This window comes from Streptomyces sp. NPDC101776 (assembly GCF_044766845.1).
GTDB lineage: Bacteria > Actinomycetota > Actinomycetes > Streptomycetales > Streptomycetaceae > Streptomyces.
In genome coordinates this window covers 312008-329208 of the sequence record NZ_JBIWMV010000007.1, presented here as the reverse complement: position 1 = coordinate 329208, position 17201 = coordinate 312008, and the positions used below count along the sequence as shown (strand labels likewise).

Here is a 17201-nt window from a genome sequence, read left to right as displayed (position 1 = left end):
CCGGTCAGGCGCCCGTCGTCGAACCGGGACGGATGATCATGAGGACGGTGACGGTCGCCCACAGCAGGTTGAAGATGCCGGTGAACATGGCGAGTTGAACGGTCCCGGCCCGCTCCACGGGCCGCCGCGCACCGAGTTCCTCCAGGAGTTCGTCCTGACGCGGCAGCACGAAGGCGATCAGGATGCCGGCCGCGACCGCGGTGAGCGTGATGGACGCGATGAGCCAGCCGCTGCTCAGGACACCCATGGCGGAGGCGGTCGCGAACCCGAAGAGGGGCACCGCGAGCCCGACCGCGCCGTAGAGACGGCAGATGCGGTGCAGCAGTCGTACGGTCGTCACGCCCGCGTCCGGGCCGTCCGCGCCCGTGAGAGCGCGGCGGGCCGCCGGTGGGAACATGCTGGCGGCGACAGTGACAGGGCCGACCGCGACGATGGCGGCCAGGACGTGCAGAGCGAGAAGGATCTTGGTCACCGGCCCAGGCTAGGGAGGTACCGCGTCCGAGGCACAGAGGCTGAAATGACAGCTTCCAACGGATTCTCGCCAACGGTCGCAACTGGTCCTCTGTGGCAGAAGGCCATGTCATCGGCCTGGCGGGAATCCGCCTATCGTGGTGTTCATGCACACCGTCGCGATTCTGGCTCTTGATCATGTGGTGCCGTTCGACATGGCGACACCGATGGAGGTGTTCGGCCGCACCCGGCTGCCGGACGGGCGGAGCGCCTACCGGGTGCGGGTGTGCGGCGAGACGCCGGACGTGCGGACGGACGGGTTCGCGCTGCGGGTCGACCACGGGCTGGAAGCGCTGGCGGACGCCGACACCGTCATCGTCCCGGGCCGCTCGGAGCAGGCCTCGCCGCCCTCCGCGCGGGTGCTGACGGCACTGCGGGACGCGGCTGCGGCGGGTACCCGGATCGTGTCCATCTGCGTGGGGGCCTTCGTGCTGGCCGAGGCCGGACTGCTGGACGGGCTGCGGGCCACCACGCACTGGGTGGCGGCCGACGCACTGGCCAAGGACTATCCGCTGGTCGAGGTGCAGCCGGACGTGCTGTACGTCGACAACGGGCAGATCCTCACCTCGGCCGGTGCCGCCGCCGGGCTGGACCTGTGTCTGCACCTCATCCGGCGGGACTACGGCTCGGCGGTCGCCGCCGACGCGGCCCGGCTGTCGGTCATGCCGCTCGAACGCGAGGGCGGGCAGGCCCAGTTCATCGTCCACCGGCACCCGCCGATCCCGCAGGGCTCGACCCTCGAACCGTTGCTCCGGTGGATCGAGGACAACCTCTCCCACGAGGTCACCCTGGGCGCGCTGGCGACGCGATCGGGCATGAGCGAGCGGACCTTCAGCCGGCGCTTCCGCGAACAGACGGGCAGCACACCGCTCCAGTGGCTGCTGCGGGCCCGTGTACGACGGGCCCAGTACCTGCTGGAGAACAGCGACCACACCGTCGAACGCATCGCCCAGCAGGCCGGGTTCGGCTCCCCCACCGCGTTCCGCGAGCGCTTCCGCCGGGTGGTCGGCACGAGTCCGCAGGCGTACCGCTCGGCGTTCCACGGCAGGACGGTTCCCGAAGTGGCCTTCTCCTGACGGGTCTACGCCAGGGCGCAGCCGTCCGTGACCACGCTCGTCCGTGCGTCCCGCGCCGCCGCCAGCAGGGCGTCCGCCTTGACGATGGCCTCCCGGATGCCGGTCGTGCCCGTCATCACGCAGAGGGTGTAGGTGACGTCGTTCAACTCGACGGCCGCCTGAGGGTGATGCTTCTCCGCCAGGGAGATGCGCAGCACGGCATACCGGGTGAGCAGTTTCCTGACGGCCTTCGGGTCCGGCACCAGCACGGAGCGCCCCTCTCTCGTTGTGCGCTCCGGGTGCCCCGTCGACGGCGAATCAAGCACGCGGCCACGGGATCCGGTCAGGCGACCTGCCCGCTGTGCAGTGCCGTGTACGCCCCGCCCCGGCGCAGGAGTTCGTCGTGCGTGCCGACCTCCAGGATCTCCCCGTCGCCCATCACCACGATCCGGTCGGCGCCTCGGACGGTGGACAGCCGGTGCGCGACCACGAAGGTCGTACGGCCGCGCAGCAGCCGGGCGAGGGCCTGCTGGACCAGCGCTTCCGAGCGGGTGTCCAGGGCCGAGGTCGCCTCGTCCAGGACGAGCACCTTGGGGTCGCGGATCAACGCCCGTGCGATGGCGAGGCGTTGACGCTGACCGCCGGAGAGCCGGGCCCCGCGCTCGCCGACCAGGGTCTCCAGGCCCTGCGGCAACTTCTCCACGAACTCAAGGGCGTTGGCGTCGCGCAGGGCCGCGCGCACCGAGTCCTCGTCGGCGTCGTCCATGCCGTAGGCCACGTTGTCGCGGATCGTGCCGTCGAAGAGGATCGACTCCTGCGGGACGACCGAGACGAAGCGGCGGTACGTGCGCAGGTCGAGGGTGTTCATGTCGGTGCCGTCGAGCAGGAGTTGGCCGCTGGTGGGGCGGATGAAGCCGATGACGAGGTTGAGGACCGTTGACTTGCCCGCTCCGGACGCGCCGACGAGGGCGACGGTCTCACCGGGTGCGACGGTGAGCGTGAAGTCGTGCACGGCGGGCCGGAGTTGCTCATCGTAGGTGTGGCCGACGTTCCGGAAGGCGACGGCTCCGCCCACCTCGGTGACCTTCGCCTTGCCCGCGTTGTCCTCCAACTCGGGTGCCTGGAGCACCTCTCCGACCGAACGGACCGATTCCAGGCCCTTGGTGATGACCGGGGCCAGGGTCGTGAGGGTCGTGGTGGAGTTGGTGAGGGTGGTCAGGAAGGCGCTCAGCATGACGACGTCGCCGGCGGTGACTCCCCAGACGCCGTAGTACGACACCAGGGCCGCGCCGCTGAGGACCATCACGCCGACCACGTTGAGGACGACCCAGGCCAGTGAGCCGAAGCGGCCGTTGAGCAGGTCGAGGCGGTTTCCGGAGGTGAGCAGGCGGCGCAGGGTGCCGTCCATGCGGCGCAGGGCCTTGCCCTCCAGGCCGTGGGCGCGGGTGACCGGGATGAGGCGGGTCATCTCCGTCACGCGCGAGGAGAGGGTCTCGACCTCGTGGCGGAACTGCTCGTTGTGGGTGCGAAGGCGCGCCTTGAGCCGGGAGACGAGCAGCGCGGCGACCGGTACGACGACGATGAAGACGGGCACGAACTCCGGTGTGCGGAAGCCGATGATGACCAGTCCGCCGGTGAGCACGGTGATCGCGCCGAGGCCGGTCTCCGCGGTCTGCTGGACCATCTGCTCGACCGTCTCCACATCGCGCACGACCTTGGCCTGGAGCACGCCCGCGCTGACCCGGGAGTGGTAGCCGATGGAGAGTTGCTGCATGCGGGTGCACAGGGCCGAGCGCAGGTCGGTGCCCATGCGGCGGACGCTACCGTAGAGGAGGCGGACGTACAGGACGTGCAGGGGGTAGTTGATCAGCAGGATGAACAGGATGACGCCGGTGCTGATCCAGAGTCTGCTGACCGGCTGGTGCTGGACGACGGTGTCGATGATGGACGCGGTGATCAGCGGGAGCAGCCAGACGGGGCTGTGCTTGACCGTGAACACGGCGACGGCCAGGGCCAGTCGTCTGCGGTCGGCATGGAACAGGTAGGCGAGCGTGCGGATCGGGTGTTCGCCGCGGTAGCGGTGGTCGAGCGGTTTCTCCGTGGACGACGCCATCGGTGGTGGTCCTCCCCCTGTGACCGGTCGGCCCCCTGTGGCCGGTTGGCGGGCAAGCGCTTACTTCCCTTGCCCGCCTCTACTACACCTCCAGCGTCACAGCCGTCTCAGGCGGCGTCCAGCTCCGCGAACTCCTCGACGGAAAGGGTCAGTTCGGGTGCGGCGGCCGAGTCGCGGATCGTCTCGGGGCGGCTGGCGCCCGGAATCGGTACGACGACCGGCGACTTGGCGAGCATCCAGGCCAGGCACACGCGCTGCGGGCTGACGCCGTGCCGCTCGGCGATCCGGGCGAACGGCGCGTAGGCGGAGCCGAGTTCACCGGCGCGGGCGATGCCGCCGAGGGGGCTCCAGGGCAGGAAGGCGATGCCGAGTTCGTCGCAGAGGTCCAACTCCGGTTCGCTGGAGCGGAAGGCAGGGGAGAACTGGTTCTGCACGGAGACCAGCCGGCCGTCGAGGATCTCGTTCGCGAGCCGGATCTGCTCGGGGTTCGCGTTCGAGATGCCGGCCAGACGGATCTTGCCCTCGTCGAGCAACTCCCGTACCGCGCCCACCGAGTCCGCGTACGGGACCCGCGGGTCCGGGCGGTGGAACTGGTAGAGCCCGATGGCCTCCACACCCAGCCGGCGCAGGGACGCCTCGCAGGCTTCCTTGAGGTACGCGGGGCTGCCGTTCAGGGTCCAACTGCCGTCCCCGGGGCGGAGATGGCCGCCCTTGGTGGCGACCAGGACGTCCGCGCCCCGGTCGTGAGAGGCGAGGGCCTTGGCGATCAGGGTCTCGTTGTGTCCGACCTCGTCGGCGAACTGGTGGTAGGCGTCCGCGGTGTCGATCAGCGTCACGCCCGCGTCGAGGGCGGCGTGGATGGTCGCGAGGGAGCGTGCCTCGTCCGGCCGCCCCTCGATCGACATGGGCATTCCGCCCAGGCCGATCGCGCTGACCTCGACGTCACCGATACGGCGGGTGTCCATGGCTCGTGCTCCTCTTCCGGTCATCCGGTGGGGTCGTCCGACTGTCGCGCCCTCCAGCCTCTCCGGCCCGGGTCCCCAGGTCCAATAGAAGAAATCGAACGCATCCAGCAGCGGGACTGCTCAATGAGGAGCGATCTTGGCGATGAACGCCGTGAGGTTGGTGACGGTCCGTCGGATCTTCTCCTCCAGGGTGAGGGACTCGGGCAGCCGTGCGCCGACGCCCGCGTCCTTCTTGCCGCGCACGTACAGCGGACAGGCGAGGTCGTCGCACAGGTGGGCGCCCACGGAGTTGCCCTGCTGCCCGGCCTTGCCCGCCTTCGCGGCGACCATGAGCGAGACGCCTCCGGTATGGGTGGTCAGGCAGAGCGAACACATGCTGCGCCGCGCCTGCCAGGAGGCGGCACCAGTGGCGCGCAACGCGATCGCCGTGAGGCGGCCGTCCAGCTCGGCGACGAGATAGGCCCGGTCGGGGGCCTGGGGGTCCCGCCAGCCGAGGAAGTCCAGATCGTCCCAGGGCCGCTCGGCCAGGTCACGCGGGACGGACAGGCGCTTGGCCTCGCCCTTGGTGCAGTTCACGAAGGCGGTGCGGATCTCCCGCTCGGTCAGAGGTCTCATGAACGGCACGCTAGTTTGCCTAAAACCTTTAGGCAAATGCATAATAGCCATCGTCGAATGGGAGGAAGGTTATGGCCAGAGCGGGACTGACGCCGGAGCGGCTGACCCTGGCGGGTGCGGAGCTGGCCGACGAGGTGGGCTTCGAGCACGTGACCCTCTCGGCACTCGCCCGGCGCTTTGACGTCAAGGTCGCCAGCTTGTACTCGCACCTGAGGAACTCCCAGGAACTCCGCACCAGGATCGCCCTGTTCGCCCTGGAGGAACTCGCCGACCGGGTCTCCGACGCCGTGGCCGGACGGGCCGGCAAGGACGCCCTGGCCGCCTTCGCCGACGCCTATCGCGACTACGCCCGGGAGCACCCCGGCCGGTACGACGCGGCACGGCTCCGGCTCGATCCCGAGACGGCGGCCGCCAGCGCGGGGGTACGGCACGCGCAGATGACCCGGGCGATCCTGCGCGGCTACGACATGGCGGAGCCGGACCAGACCCACGCCGTCCGGATGCTGGGCAGTGTCTTCCACGGCTACGTCAGCCTGGAGCTGGCCGGCGGCTTCGACCACAGCGCGCCCGACGCCCGGGAGTCCTGGGCCTGGATCGTGGACTCCCTGGACACGCTGTTGCGGAACCGGGCCGTGCCCCACAACTGACCACCCCGATCACCAGGTTGAGGCGATGAACACCGAGCACGACATGATCACCACCCCGGTCACCACCGACCTGCTCCGCGGCCACCTGGACGTGGAGACGACCGCGCACGGCCTGCTGCCGCACCGGCTGCCCGCCCGGGCCCGCCGGCAGATCCCCGACGACCAGACGGCCATCGCCGAGGCACAACCCTCGGGCGTACGGCTGGTCTTCCGCACCCGGGCCACCACCATCGGCCTGGACACGCTGCCCACCAAGCGCGTCTACCGGGGATTCCCACCCCCGCCGGACGGTGTGTACGACCTGCTGGTCGACGGCCGTCTCACCGCGCGGGCCACGGTGCCCGGCGGCCGGGTGCGCACGATCACCGACATGGTGACCCAGGCCTCCGAGGTGTCGGAGGGCGAGCCCGGCACCGCCCGTTTCACCGGTCTTCCGGCAGGTGAGAAGGACGTCGAGATCTGGCTCCCGCACACGGAGATCACCGAGGTGATCGCCCTGCGCACCGACGCGCCCGTCGAAAAGGCACGGGACAACGGGCGCAAGGTGTGGCTGCATCACGGCAGTTCCATCAGCCATGGCTCGAACGCCGAGCATCCGACGGCCACTTGGCCGGCGCTCGCGGCCGCCCGGGGTCAAGTTGAGCTGGTCAACCTGGGGTTCAGCGGGAGCGCGCTGCTCGACCCGTTCACCGCCCGGGCGATGCGGGACACCCCCGCGGATCTGATCAGCGTCAAGATCGGCATCAATGTCGTCAACGCCGACGCGATGCGCCTGCGCGCCTTCGGCCCCGCGGTCCACGGCTTCCTCGACACCCTCCGCGAGGAGCATCCGACCACACCACTGCTGGTCGTGTCCGCCATCCTCTGCCCGGTCCAGGAGGACACGCCCGGCCCGCTCATGCCCGACTCCGACGGCGGGGCCCTGCGGTTCAAGGCGACCGGCGATCCGGCCGAGCGGGCCCTCGGGCGTCTGACGCTCACCGTCATCCGCGCCGAACTCGCCCGGATCGTCGAACAGCGGGCGACCGACGACCCGAACCTGCACCACCTCGACGGCCGCGACCTCTACGGCGAGAAGGACCACGCCGAACTCCCGCTCCCCGACGGGGTCCACCCCGACCCGGCGGGACACCGACGCATCGCCGAGAACTTCGGGCGGCTCGTGTTCGGCGAGGGCGGTGCCTTCTCGACGGGGAGCGGCTGAGGCCGGCCGAGCGGGGGCGCGGTCGCGCGCGGGCTTGGCCGGGCGGGTGCTTGGCCAGGCGGGTGCTTCGCGGAGGCTTTGCCGCGCGGAGGCTTTGCCGCGCACATCGCCCTGCATCCCATCGACCCCTTGATGCGGCGAGCGGCGGCTTGGCAGCGCGGGACCCGGCCACGCAGGGGCCCGGCCGCGCGCAGCGCCCCGCGTTCCATCAGCCCCTCGTCGCGCCGGGCCGCAGCCTGGCCGCGCAGAGGCCCCGCCACGCAGAGGTCCGGCCGCGCGCAGCGCCCCGCGTCCCCTCGGCCCTCGTTGCGCCGGATCGCTGCCTGGCCGCGCAGAGGCCCCGCCACGCAGAGGTCCGGCCGCGCGCATCCCCTGCGTCCCATCGGCCCCTCGTTGCGCCCAGCCGCGGCCTGGCCGCGCAGACGCCGGACCGCGCGCATCCCCGCGTCCCATCGGCCCCTTGATGCGCCGGGCCGCGGCTAGGCCACGCAGGGGTCTGGCCGCGCAGAGCTCCGGCCGGTCGGTCGCCCCGCGGTCCATGGGCCGCGCGAAGCGCCGCGTGGCGGGGAGGGCTTGCGCACCTGCCCTGGTCGTGTGGCACGCTCACCTGCGACCGGACGGTCGGACCGGCTCCGGCCCCGTCACCTCGCTCGACCGCGGAAAGGCAGCGTCATGCGCATCGGACTGCTCGGCACCGGCCCTTGGGCCCAGATGGCACACGCCCCCGCCCTCAGTGGGCACGACGCGTGGGACTTCGCGGGCGTGTGGGGCCGCCGCGCCGACGCCGCCAAGGAACTGGCCGACCGGCACGGCGTACCGGCCTACGACGATGTCGACGCGCTGCTCGCGGACGTGGACGCCGTCGCCATGGCGCTGCCGCCGTCCGTGCAGGCCGAGTTGGCGGTGCGGGCCGCGCGGGCGGGACGTCATCTGCTGCTGGACAAGCCTCTGGCGCCGACGGTGGAGCAGGGGCGAGCCGTGGTCGACGCGGTGCGGGAGGCCGGGGTCGCATCGGTCGTGTTCTTCACCGCCCGCTTCCAGCCGGAGACCGAGGCGTGGATCACCGAACAGGCCGCCGCCGAAGGCTGGTTCACGGCCCGGGCCGAGTGGCTCGGCTCGGTGTTCACCAGCGACAGCCCGTTCGCGGCCTCGCCCTGGCGGCAGGAGAAGGGCGCGCTGTGGGACGTGGGCCCGCACGCCTTGTCCGTGCTGCTGCCGGTCCTCGGCGATGCCCGCCGGGTGGCCGCCGCCGTGCGGGGTCCCGGCGACACGGTCCTGCTGGTCCTGGACCACGCCGGCGGTGCCTCCAGCACGCTCACCCTGAGCCTCACCGCGCCGACCGCGGCGGCTGGAGTCACGGTCGAACTGCGCGGCGCGGCCGGGGTGACCAGCATTCCGGACAGCTCGGGCGATGCGGTGTCCGCCCTGGCGCGGGCCGCCGACGCGCTGAGCGAGGCCGTCCGCACGGGCCGACCGCACGCGTGTGACGCGGCTTTCGGGCAGCGGGTCACGGAGATCCTGGCCGAGGCCGAGGCGATGGTGGACGCCGACGCACGCTGATCACCCGCCGTCGGGCGCTTCCTCGTCCTCGTCGAACGGCTCGTCGATCCACCGGAACCAGGCCCGCTCCCCCTCGATGTGCAGCAGGAACTCGGGGACGGGCCCGTCCGGCGAGGTGAGCGTCACCTGCCGCCGGATCTCGTCGTAGGCCTCCTCCCACCGCGCCCACTCACCGTCCGCCTGCGCCAGGGCGAGTTCCCGCGCGAACAGGTCCCGTACGGTGTCGAACGCCGGGCCTGGGGTGAACTTGCCCGACAGCCAAGGGAAATCGGCGTCGTCGATCAGGATCTCTCCCACCGGCTCCGCGCCCGCTTCCGCGCCCGTGCGCACCTGCCAGACCTCGCCGACGAACCCCATGCCCGCCTCCATCCCGCCGTAGAGCGATGTGTCGTGGAACCACATGTCGTAGCAACGCGTGCCGTAGGTCGACCTGCCGTGGATCAACCTGTCGCCAGCATGGCACCCGGCACTGACAGTCGGCCCGGTGCGGAGTGCGGGCCGGGCCGACTGTCACGCCGTTCTACGGGCGGGTGCGTGCTAGTCGACGAAGTGGAAGTTGGCCCGTTCGCGGATGACCGGGTAGCCGGCCTTGGCGAAGTGTGCGGCCATCGGGAAGTTGCCCTGGTCCGTGGCGGCGGCGATGAACTCGGCGCCACGTTCGGCGAGGTAGTGGGTGCACTCGGCCAGCAGGTCGCGGGCGTAGCCGTGGCCGCGCTGTTCCGGTACGACGCCGATGAAGCCGATGCACGGGCCCGACGGGTTGTGGGCCGGGATGTGGATGCCCGCGAGGTCACCCTCGGGGGTGCGGGCGACCTGCCACCACTCGCGCGGGGACGGGCACCAGCGGAAGAAGTCGATCTCCTCCTGTGCGGCCTGGTCGACTCCCCCTTGTTTCAGGGCCAGTTGGGCGTGGGCGTCGAGGGTGACGGAGTGGATGCGGCGCAGCGCGTCGAAGAACACGGCGTCGTCCGGTTCGGGGGCGAAGACGAGCCGTCCGGGGCGTTCGGGCAGCCCGCACTCCGGGGTCCATCGGTAGATGAAGCGCTCGACCAGGAGCTCGTACCCGGCCGCGCGCAGGGCGGTGAAGCGGGCCTCGGCGGCGGCGCGCGCCTCGGGGCTGTCGCGCCAGCCGGCGAAGAGGTTCAGTTCCGCGCCGACGCGCCAGGGTGCGCTGCGCAGGAGTTCGGCCCCTGCCGCCTCCTCGCCCTCGAGCACGTCGAAGCAGTTGATCGTGAGGGGCTCGGTGTCGTTCGGACCGCCCCACCAGGCGCCGCGCGCGACGATCGTGCCGTCGCGCAGTGCGACCCGCTGCCAGTCGGGCCGCCAGGTCGTCAGCCGGTCCGCGGCTCGGGCGCCGAGCGGGTCGGGAAGGGTGTCGAAAAGATGGGCGTCGCTCTCGTCGAGCGCGCGAATGACCAGATCGGTCATGGGTTTCCTCCGGGAGGGGTACCGCGTGGAGCGCTCCCGGTCAGGTCAGTCGAGACACGCCGGGTCAACGGGGAGGGAGCGCTGGGGTGTTGGGAACCTCATGGCACTCGCCTCCTTCCGCTGGTCTCAGGGCGTGTACCCGCACGCTAGGGGACGGAGATCCCGCCCGTCCACCGTATTTACGGCCGGCCCGGCGGAGCGGGGCTCCGCCGGGCCGGTGCGCATCACTTCGGGAGTTGTCCCGGGTCGGTCGCCCAGCTCGTGTTCGGTTCGATGGCGAGCCGGACGTCCAGCCTGCCGCCCTTGAGGGTCAGGCCCGCGCCGGTCCACGCGCGCGTGAGGTCACGGCCGTCGAGGCGTACGGCGTCGACGTACTGGTGGGCGTCGTCGGCGTCGGGGGCGGTGATGACGATGTCCCTGCGGCCCGGCCGGTCCACGACCGCCTTCGGGAACACTGGTGCGCCGAGCAGCAGGTCGGCGCTGCCCGGGGTGCGCGAGTAGATGCCGAGGGCGGAGAAGACGTACCAGGCGGACATGGTGCCGAGGTCGTCGTTGCCGGGCAGGCCCCTGGGGCCGGTGCCGTAGGCGGTGTCGAGGATCTGGCGGACCGTCGCCTGGGTCTTCCAGGGCCGGCCGAGGGAGTTGTAGAGCCAGGGGGCGTGGATGTCGGGCTCGTTGGTCGGGTCGTAGCGCAGCGCGTCACCGCCCCGGACCGACCATGCCCCGTCCGCGGTGTGGAAGAAGCCGTCGAGCCGGGTGGTGGCCGTCTCGCGTCCGCCCATCGCCTCGGCCAGCCCCTGGACGTCCTGCGGGACCATCCAGACGTACGCGGCGGCCGAGCCCTGCGCGAAGCCGAGATCGCTCGCCGGGTTGAACGGGGTCACCCAGGAGCCGTCGAGGTTGCGGGCCTGGATGTAACCGGTGGCAGGGTTGAAGACGTTGCTCCAGTAGGCACCGCGTTCTGTGAAGGTCTTCGCCTCTGCGGTACGGCCGAGCAGTTTCGCCCACTGCGCGAGGGCGGAGTCGGCGACCGCGTCCTCCAGGGTCTCGGCGGCGCCGCCCCAGCAGTGGCACGCGTCCTGGGCCGCGTAGTGGGAGGTCATGTACTGGGCCAGGTTGGGGCGTTGGCCCACGCACTGGCCGGGGCAGCCGGCGTCCGAGAGTTCGTCGGCGTTGGGCACGGTGGCCTGGTGGACGAGCGAGTCGAAGGCCCCCTGGTAGTCGAAGTTGCGTACGCCCATGGCGTAGAAGGTGGCCAGGGTCGCGGCCGACGGGTCGCCGGTCATGACGTGGGTGGCGCCGCTGATGTGCACCCAGCGGTCCCAGACTCCGCCGTTCTGCTGGGCGAAGTTGTAGAGGGACTGGGCGAAGTCGCCCGCGACGGTGGGCTTCAGGAGGGCGAGCAGCTGGATCTGGGCGCGGTACTGGTCCCAGCCGGAGAAGTTGCTGTACTGCGCCCGCTGCCCGCGCGCCAATCGGTGGACGGCCTGGTCCATGCCCCAGTAGCGGCCGTCCGTGTCACTGATCAGGTCGGGCTGCATGAGCGCGTGGTAAAGCGCCGTGTAGAAGGTCTGGCGGCGTGCGGGGGTCCCGCCGTCGACGCGTACGGTGCTCAGTTCGCGGTCCCACGCGCGGGCGCCCGCTGTGGCCACGTCGGCCACGCGCGCGTGCGGGGCGATCTCCTGGCGGAGGTTGGTCTCGGCTCCGGAGAGGCTGACGTACGAGATGCCGATCCGCATGTGGACATCGTTGTCAGCCGCCGTGTCGAAGCCGACCCAGCCGCCGGAACCACGTCCCGCGCGGTCGGCGCCGGTGGCGTATCCCTCGCCTCCGGAGGCGGTCGTCGAACCGGGTGACACCGTGCTGTCGTGCCAGGTGCCGACGGAGGAGAAGGCGCGGTCGAAGGAGGCGCTGAAGTAGAGCTTGTAGTAGCTCTTGCGGTTGTTGACGCCGCCGTTGGCGCGGCGCCCGCAGAAGGCACCGGTGAGGACCCAGCCGGTCACCTTGTGGTGGGCGGTGTCGATGTCGACGTGTGCGTCCGCGCTGCCGTTGAGGGAGTTGGAGGCGCGGAAGAGCAGGCTCGCCGGGCGGTCGGCCGGGAAGGTGAAGTCGGCGACTCCGGCGCGCTTGCTGACGGCCAGGTCGGCGGTGGCGCCGGAGGCGAGGACGAGGGTGTAGCGGCCGGGGGTGGCCTTCTCGTCGGCGTGCGAGAAGCTCGACGCGTACACGGCGTCCTTGGTGTCCGCCGACGGTGACGAGGTGACGTCGCCGACGAACGGCATGATCGGTACGTCGCCGGCCGCGCCGGGGTTGCAGCCCGCGCCGTTGACATGCGTGAGGCTCAGACCACGGATGCGGGTGGCGCCGTACTCGTACCCGTTGGCGGCGCCCGTGCCGGTCTGGTCGCCGGTGGTGCTGGTCGGCGACCAGGCGATCATGCCGGACGGGAGGGTGGCGCCGGGGTAGGTGTTGCCGCCGTTGGAGGAGCCGATCAGCGGGTCGACGAGCGAGGACAACGCGCCCGCGGAGCCGGTCGCCGCGGCGAGGGCGGGGAAGGGGGCGGCCGCGGCGAGCGCGGTCGTGACCGCCACCGCCGCGGCTCCGAGGCCGAACCGTCTTGCCGTGCCCAGTAGTTGGTGACGCATGCGTCAAGTCGCCTTTCGGGGAAGGGACATGGGGCCGAAGTGACAGGCCGAGGAGACAGGGGCCTTGCGAGGCTAGGAGGCCAGTCGATGGGAGGGAAGAGGCGCCCGGGTACAGGTGATGAATCACGGGTGAATGCTTCACCGGGCGCTTAAGTGATCCTTAAGCAGGGATTAAGCCCGCCATCCTGTCGAGTTTCCACAGGTCAGCGCACTGCCGCCGTCCCGCCGAACCATTGGCTCGGGCGCTGGTCGTGCGTAACATCGAGCTTCGGCGGCGGTGCCGACGCACGCTGTGAGAGCGCTCTCAACGCGTCGGCACCGTCCGCTCCGAACTGCCCCGATACCGGAGGCCCCCAGATGACCCCCTCACCCCCGCGCCATCAGCGCTCACTCGGCCGTCGCAAGCTCCTCTTCGCGCTCGGGGGCGCCGCGGTGGCCGCTCCCGCACTCGCGGCACTGGCACCGCACGCCCTCGCGGACACCAAGTCCATGGAGACCGGCGCCGATCAGGCGGGAGCCCTCCCGTTGACACTCGTCAACACCAGCGGCTCGTTCGACAACGCGAACGTGCACGTCTACATCGTGGGAAACGTGGACGGCAAGCAGGTGCGGGTCGCTCCGGACGGCACGCTCGCGCCGATCGCGCTCTCGGACAACGGCGCCGACGGCTTCACCGACTACGCGATCAGTCTCAACTCCGGTGCGGAGACGACGATTTCGCTCCCGTACCTGTCGGGCCGCATCTACGTCTCCCTGGGCGCGAAGCTGAAGTTCAAAGCCGTGGCGGACGGCAACGGCAACCCGGCACTCCAGTACCCGGCCGGCTGGGTGACGTCCGACCCCAACCACCAAGTCCTGCACGACTGCGCCGAGTTCACGCACAACACGGCGGGCATCTTCTGCAACACGACGATGGTCGACATGTTCAGCGTGCCGCTGAGCATCCGGCTGACCGGCGCGCAGGACCAGACGACGGGCACCCTGCGCGACGGCGGCCGGGCGTCGGTGTTCGACGCGGTACGGCGGGTCGAGGCGTTCGCCCCGCTGATCGTGGCCGACACACGGGTCATCGCGCCGGGGCACGGGCTGGACGCGGGCCTGTTCGCCGCCGACTACCTCGCGCCGTACATCGACGAGGTGTGGAGCACGTACACCGGAAAGGACCTGACCGTCACCACGAACGCGGGGGCCTTCACCGGGCGGGTGCGCGCCGACCGGTTCGCCTTCACCGGCCCTGCCTCGGTCTCGTTCGCCAAGCCGTCGACGCGTGACGTGCTGTTCTGCGACGGCAACCTGGCCGCCCCGAACGACGGCACCACGGGCCCGGTCGCGGCCGTGCTCGGCGCGGGTCTCAACCGCTCCACGCTCCTGTCCGACCCGGCCCAACCGACCACCACCGCCTCGGCGTTCTACCGCACCGACCTCACCAACCACTACGCGAAGGCGGTCCACGCGGCCACCGCCGACGGCAGGGCGTACGGCTTCGCCTTCGACGACGTCGCGGACTTCGCGTCGTACGTCCAGGACACGGCACCGACGGGGATACGGCTGACGCTCACGCCGTTCTGAGGCCGGAGAGGGCGGGAGCGCGGCCCCCGCCCTCTCCCGTTCCGTGCCGCTCAGTTCGGTCGGCGCGTGCGCCGGCGCCACCACGCCAGACCCGCGCCGATCAGCAGGATCCCCGCCGCGCCCGAGGCCGCCGAGGCGGCGATCAGGCCGGTGTCGCGCGTACCGTCCGCGGAGCCGGCCGGCCGAAGGGCGTCGCCGATCTGGTCGCGGACGCTGTTGCCACCGGACGTGCCCTTCGCGAGCGGGCCGCGCGAACCGGCGACGGGCTCGGCCAGGTAGGGGAAGGAGTCGCCGAACTTCCGGTCGTTGGCGTCGACCGCGTCCCCCAAGTCGTTCCTGGCGCCGACCAGTTCGCCCTCGACGACCTGGAGCGAGATGTCCACGACGTCATCGGTGAGCCGACGCCCGTTCGGGAAGCCCGCGTTGTCGCCGTCGAGGACACCGAGCCGTTTCGGCGCGGTGGTCGGCTTGATCGAGGTGTTCAGGCGCAGCATCTCCGCCGGTCGCACGCCCGGCGGCTGGTTGAGGCCTTTGACGCCCTTGAGGAAGACGTCGACGAGATCGTCGCGCGGTTCCGCGGGCGCCTCGATCTTGTAGACGGCCTCCATGAGCTTCGGCAGTTCCGGGTTGGTCACGTTCTTCAGGAACTGCCCGTCGTTCCACGGCGAGGACGCGTTGAACTTGTCTTTGTCCTTCAGTGGATTGACGACCTCGTTGACCAGCGGGTTGCCCAGACGTGAGACCTGCTCGAAGTTCCCCTGGGCGTTCTTCCGTTGGGTGGTCGACCAGATACCGACGACGGGCTGCTGCTTCGACTCGGTGATCATGTCGGTGGGCAGTTGCAGGGCGATCGAGTTGACGTTGTAGCCCTTGAGCGTGTCGTTTCCGACCTCGCTCAGATTGCCGCCGTAGAGCAGGTCGAAGACGCGCAGGTCCAGGAAGAAGGGGTCGTCCGCCTGACCGGCGAACGTCCGCCCTCCGTCGGCGAGTTGGCGGACCGCCTGCTGGCGCAGCGTGCCGTAGTCCGGCATCGACGCCTTGCCGACGTTCGACGGGGCCACCGGTATGTCGTCGGCTAGCTTCGTCTTCGAGACCAGACTCTGGTTGCGCAGCTTGAGCAGGTCGACGTCGTACGTCTGCGTGACGTTCAGGTCTGGGTCGTCCAGGCTCGTGACCGGGCCCGTGTTGTACAGGAACGTCTTCTTGTTCTTCGTGTGCGTCCTGAAGGTGTAGCGCAGCAGCAACTCACCCTGCGCGTCACCGTTGTTGTCGATGTGGATGTCGTACTGGGCGTCGTCCGCGAACGTGTAGAAGTTCGGGCCGCCCGCCGGATCCTCGAACGGGATCCAGTCCGCGACGATCGTCGTCGTCTCCGGGGCGTCCGGACTGACGAAGGCGTACACGTCCGTGTTGTCGTACTTGGGCTGCCCCGAGATCAGCGGGGCCTCCCGGTGACTGGAGGCGGAAGCCGCCCCCGGTTCCAGCGTGGTCATGCCGGCGGCTGCGAGTCCCCCGGCGGCCAGCGCACCTGCTACGAGGGTCGCGAGGCTCCTGCGCCGCGCACCGCTCCTGGCGATTGGTGTCATACCGTCCGTCCTCCATGCCAACTTTCCTGACGTCTGAGGATTCGGAGCGGCGACTCGTACGGATTGGTGAATATTGGCCGATCTGACCGATCTTTCAGTTGATCTGCGGATTGATCTCGACTTCGGGATCGGCGGGCGGCGCTCGGCCTGCGGGGCTTTCGGCGTGCGGGGCCGGTCCCGTCGTAGGAGCGTGGTGGTGTGGGAATGGTGCGGGGTCTGGTGGCGCGCCGGGACCGGGAGCCGGCCCGGCGTGGCTGGCTTCGGGGCGCGCCGGCCCCGATGTGGGTGCGGGTGCTGCCGGGACTGCTGGTCGGCGGGGTGGGTGTGGCGACGCTGGTGAGTCCGCACTCCCTCGACATCGGGTTCGTGCTGGGTGCCATCCCGCCACTGGCCGGGCTGTCGTACGGTCCGCCGGCGACCGTGCTCTTCGGGGGTCTCAGCGTCGCGCTGCTGACCGTTCCGGCCTTCCATCTCAATGATCCGGGCAGTACGGATCTGCTGACGATCTGCTTCGTCGCGTTGCTGAGTGTGTTCATCTCCTTCGTACGGAGTCGTCGTGACGCCCAGCTCGATCTGGAGCGCACGGTCGCCGAGGCCGCTCAGCGGGCCGTCGTACCGCCGCTGCCGGCGCGGGTGGGGCCGGTGGGGTGTGCGGGGCTGTACCGGGCGGCGCAGCGCGGGACGCTGGTCGGCGGGGACTTCTTCGATGTGCGGGACGGGCCATACGGGGTGCGGGCGGTGATGGGCGATGTGCAGGGGCACGGGCTGTCGGCCGTCGCGACCGTGGCGTCCTTGCTGGGGGCGTTCCGGGAGGCGGTGCTGGACCGGCCGGACCTCGAATCGGTCGCCGCGCGGCTCGACCGCAGGCTCGTGGTGGACTCCGCGCGGTCGCCGCACGCGGAGCTGTTCGCCACGGCCGTGCTGCTGGAGTTCGCGGCGGACGCGCGGGCCGTGCGGATCGTGGCCTGTGGGCATCCGGCTCCGGTGCTGCTGCGCGAGGGGCGGGTCACGGAGATCGATCTCGTGCCGTGGACCCCGCTCGGCCTCGGGCTGGTGGACTCGGGTCCGCTGGGTGGTGTCGAGGTGCCGCTGCTGCCCGGGGACCGGCTGTTCCTGGCCTCGGACGGGGTGTGGGAGGCACGGGACGCGACCGGCGTCTTCTACCCGTTCACCGGCCGACTGGCCGCGCTCTCGGCCGGCGACCGCACCGACCTCCCGGAGCGGGTGTGGGCCGATGTGCTGCGGCACTCGGAGGAGATCCGGGACGACGTCACCATGCTCGTCCTGACGCCCGGGGTCTGACG

General features: G+C 70.9%; 15 protein-coding genes. 6 read left to right on the top strand and 9 right to left on the bottom strand.

All coding sequences use genetic code 11. The annotated features are described in order from the left end of the window. Window positions 1-4: 4 nt before the first annotated feature. Window positions 5-472, bottom strand: coding sequence for a hypothetical protein (locus ACIRRY_RS24185; protein ID WP_403976218.1), 468 nt, complete (start codon window positions 470-472; stop codon window positions 5-7). 145 nt (window positions 473-617) lie between these two features. Between ACIRRY_RS24185 and ACIRRY_RS24180 the strand changes: the two genes are divergently transcribed. After that, a complete protein-coding gene (locus ACIRRY_RS24180; RefSeq protein ID WP_403976215.1) occupies window positions 618-1586 on the top strand; it encodes a GlxA family transcriptional regulator in 969 nt (322 codons plus the stop codon). Between the two features lie 5 nt (window positions 1587-1591). Here ACIRRY_RS24180 and ACIRRY_RS24175 read toward each other — a convergent pair whose 3' ends face one another. The 4 genes from ACIRRY_RS24175 to ACIRRY_RS24160 all read right to left on the bottom strand — a co-directional run bounded on the left by ACIRRY_RS24175 (window position 1592) and on the right by ACIRRY_RS24160 (window position 5258). Continuing rightward, window positions 1592-1834: a DUF5133 domain-containing protein gene (locus ACIRRY_RS24175; RefSeq protein ID WP_403976213.1), complete on the bottom strand. Its 243-nt coding sequence runs from the start codon at window positions 1832-1834 to the stop codon at window positions 1592-1594. Between the two features lie 74 nt (window positions 1835-1908). Continuing rightward, on the bottom strand, window positions 1909-3678 hold the full coding sequence (locus ACIRRY_RS24170; RefSeq protein ID WP_403976211.1) for an ABC transporter ATP-binding protein: 1770 nt from the start codon (window positions 3676-3678) through the stop codon (window positions 1909-1911). 107 nt (window positions 3679-3785) lie between these two features. Continuing rightward, complete coding sequence (locus ACIRRY_RS24165) at window positions 3786-4643, bottom strand: aldo/keto reductase (protein ID WP_403976209.1); 858 nt, start codon at window positions 4641-4643, stop codon at window positions 3786-3788. A gap of 120 nt (window positions 4644-4763) precedes the next feature. Then, window positions 4764-5258, bottom strand: a complete 495-nt coding sequence (locus ACIRRY_RS24160; RefSeq protein ID WP_403976207.1) for an FBP domain-containing protein — start codon at window positions 5256-5258, stop codon at window positions 4764-4766. Between the two features lie 71 nt (window positions 5259-5329). On the opposite strand from ACIRRY_RS24160, the gene ACIRRY_RS24155 reads away from it, so the two are divergent. From ACIRRY_RS24155 to ACIRRY_RS24145, 3 genes are all read left to right on the top strand, one after another. Next, window positions 5330-5905, top strand: coding sequence for a TetR/AcrR family transcriptional regulator (locus tag ACIRRY_RS24155; RefSeq protein WP_403976205.1), 576 nt, complete (start codon window positions 5330-5332; stop codon window positions 5903-5905). 25 nt (window positions 5906-5930) lie between these two features. After that, window positions 5931-7109: a GDSL-type esterase/lipase family protein gene (locus ACIRRY_RS24150; RefSeq protein ID WP_403976202.1), complete on the top strand. Its 1179-nt coding sequence runs from the start codon at window positions 5931-5933 to the stop codon at window positions 7107-7109. Window positions 7110-7781: 672 nt separating this feature from the next. Further along, window positions 7782-8669 (top strand): Gfo/Idh/MocA family protein, encoded by an 888-nt coding sequence (locus tag ACIRRY_RS24145; RefSeq protein WP_403976200.1) that lies wholly within the window; start codon window positions 7782-7784, stop codon window positions 8667-8669. Here the strand turns inward: ACIRRY_RS24145 and ACIRRY_RS24140 are convergent, their stop codons facing one another. The 3 genes from ACIRRY_RS24140 to ACIRRY_RS24130 form a co-directional block, all read right to left on the bottom strand. After that, window positions 8670-9026 carry a hypothetical protein gene (locus ACIRRY_RS24140; RefSeq protein ID WP_403976405.1) on the bottom strand — a complete coding sequence of 119 codons (357 nt, stop codon included), beginning with the start codon at window positions 9024-9026 and terminating at the stop codon, window positions 8670-8672. A gap of 180 nt (window positions 9027-9206) precedes the next feature. After that, on the bottom strand, window positions 9207-10097 hold the full coding sequence (locus ACIRRY_RS24135; RefSeq protein WP_403976198.1) for a GNAT family N-acetyltransferase: 891 nt from the start codon (window positions 10095-10097) through the stop codon (window positions 9207-9209). 224 nt (window positions 10098-10321) lie between these two features. After that, window positions 10322-12742, bottom strand: a complete 2421-nt coding sequence (locus tag ACIRRY_RS24130) for a GH92 family glycosyl hydrolase (RefSeq protein ID WP_403976195.1) — start codon at window positions 12740-12742, stop codon at window positions 10322-10324. A 357-nt stretch (window positions 12743-13099) separates the two neighbouring features. Between ACIRRY_RS24130 and ACIRRY_RS24125 the strand changes: the two genes are divergently transcribed. Beyond that, entirely contained in the window at window positions 13100-14311 is a 1212-nt protein-coding gene (locus ACIRRY_RS24125) for a beta-1,3-glucanase family protein (protein WP_403976192.1), read from the top strand. Between the two features lie 50 nt (window positions 14312-14361). Here ACIRRY_RS24125 and ACIRRY_RS24120 read toward each other — a convergent pair whose 3' ends face one another. Further along, window positions 14362-15897, bottom strand: coding sequence for a DUF4331 domain-containing protein (locus tag ACIRRY_RS24120; RefSeq protein WP_403976189.1), 1536 nt, complete (start codon window positions 15895-15897; stop codon window positions 14362-14364). 204 nt (window positions 15898-16101) lie between these two features. On the opposite strand from ACIRRY_RS24120, the gene ACIRRY_RS24115 reads away from it, so the two are divergent. After that, the gene (locus ACIRRY_RS24115) at window positions 16102-17199 is read left to right on the top strand and encodes a PP2C family protein-serine/threonine phosphatase (RefSeq protein WP_403976403.1); all 1098 of its coding nucleotides are present in this window, start codon (window positions 16102-16104) and stop codon (window positions 17197-17199) included. The last annotated feature ends 2 nt before the right edge of the window (window positions 17200-17201 follow it).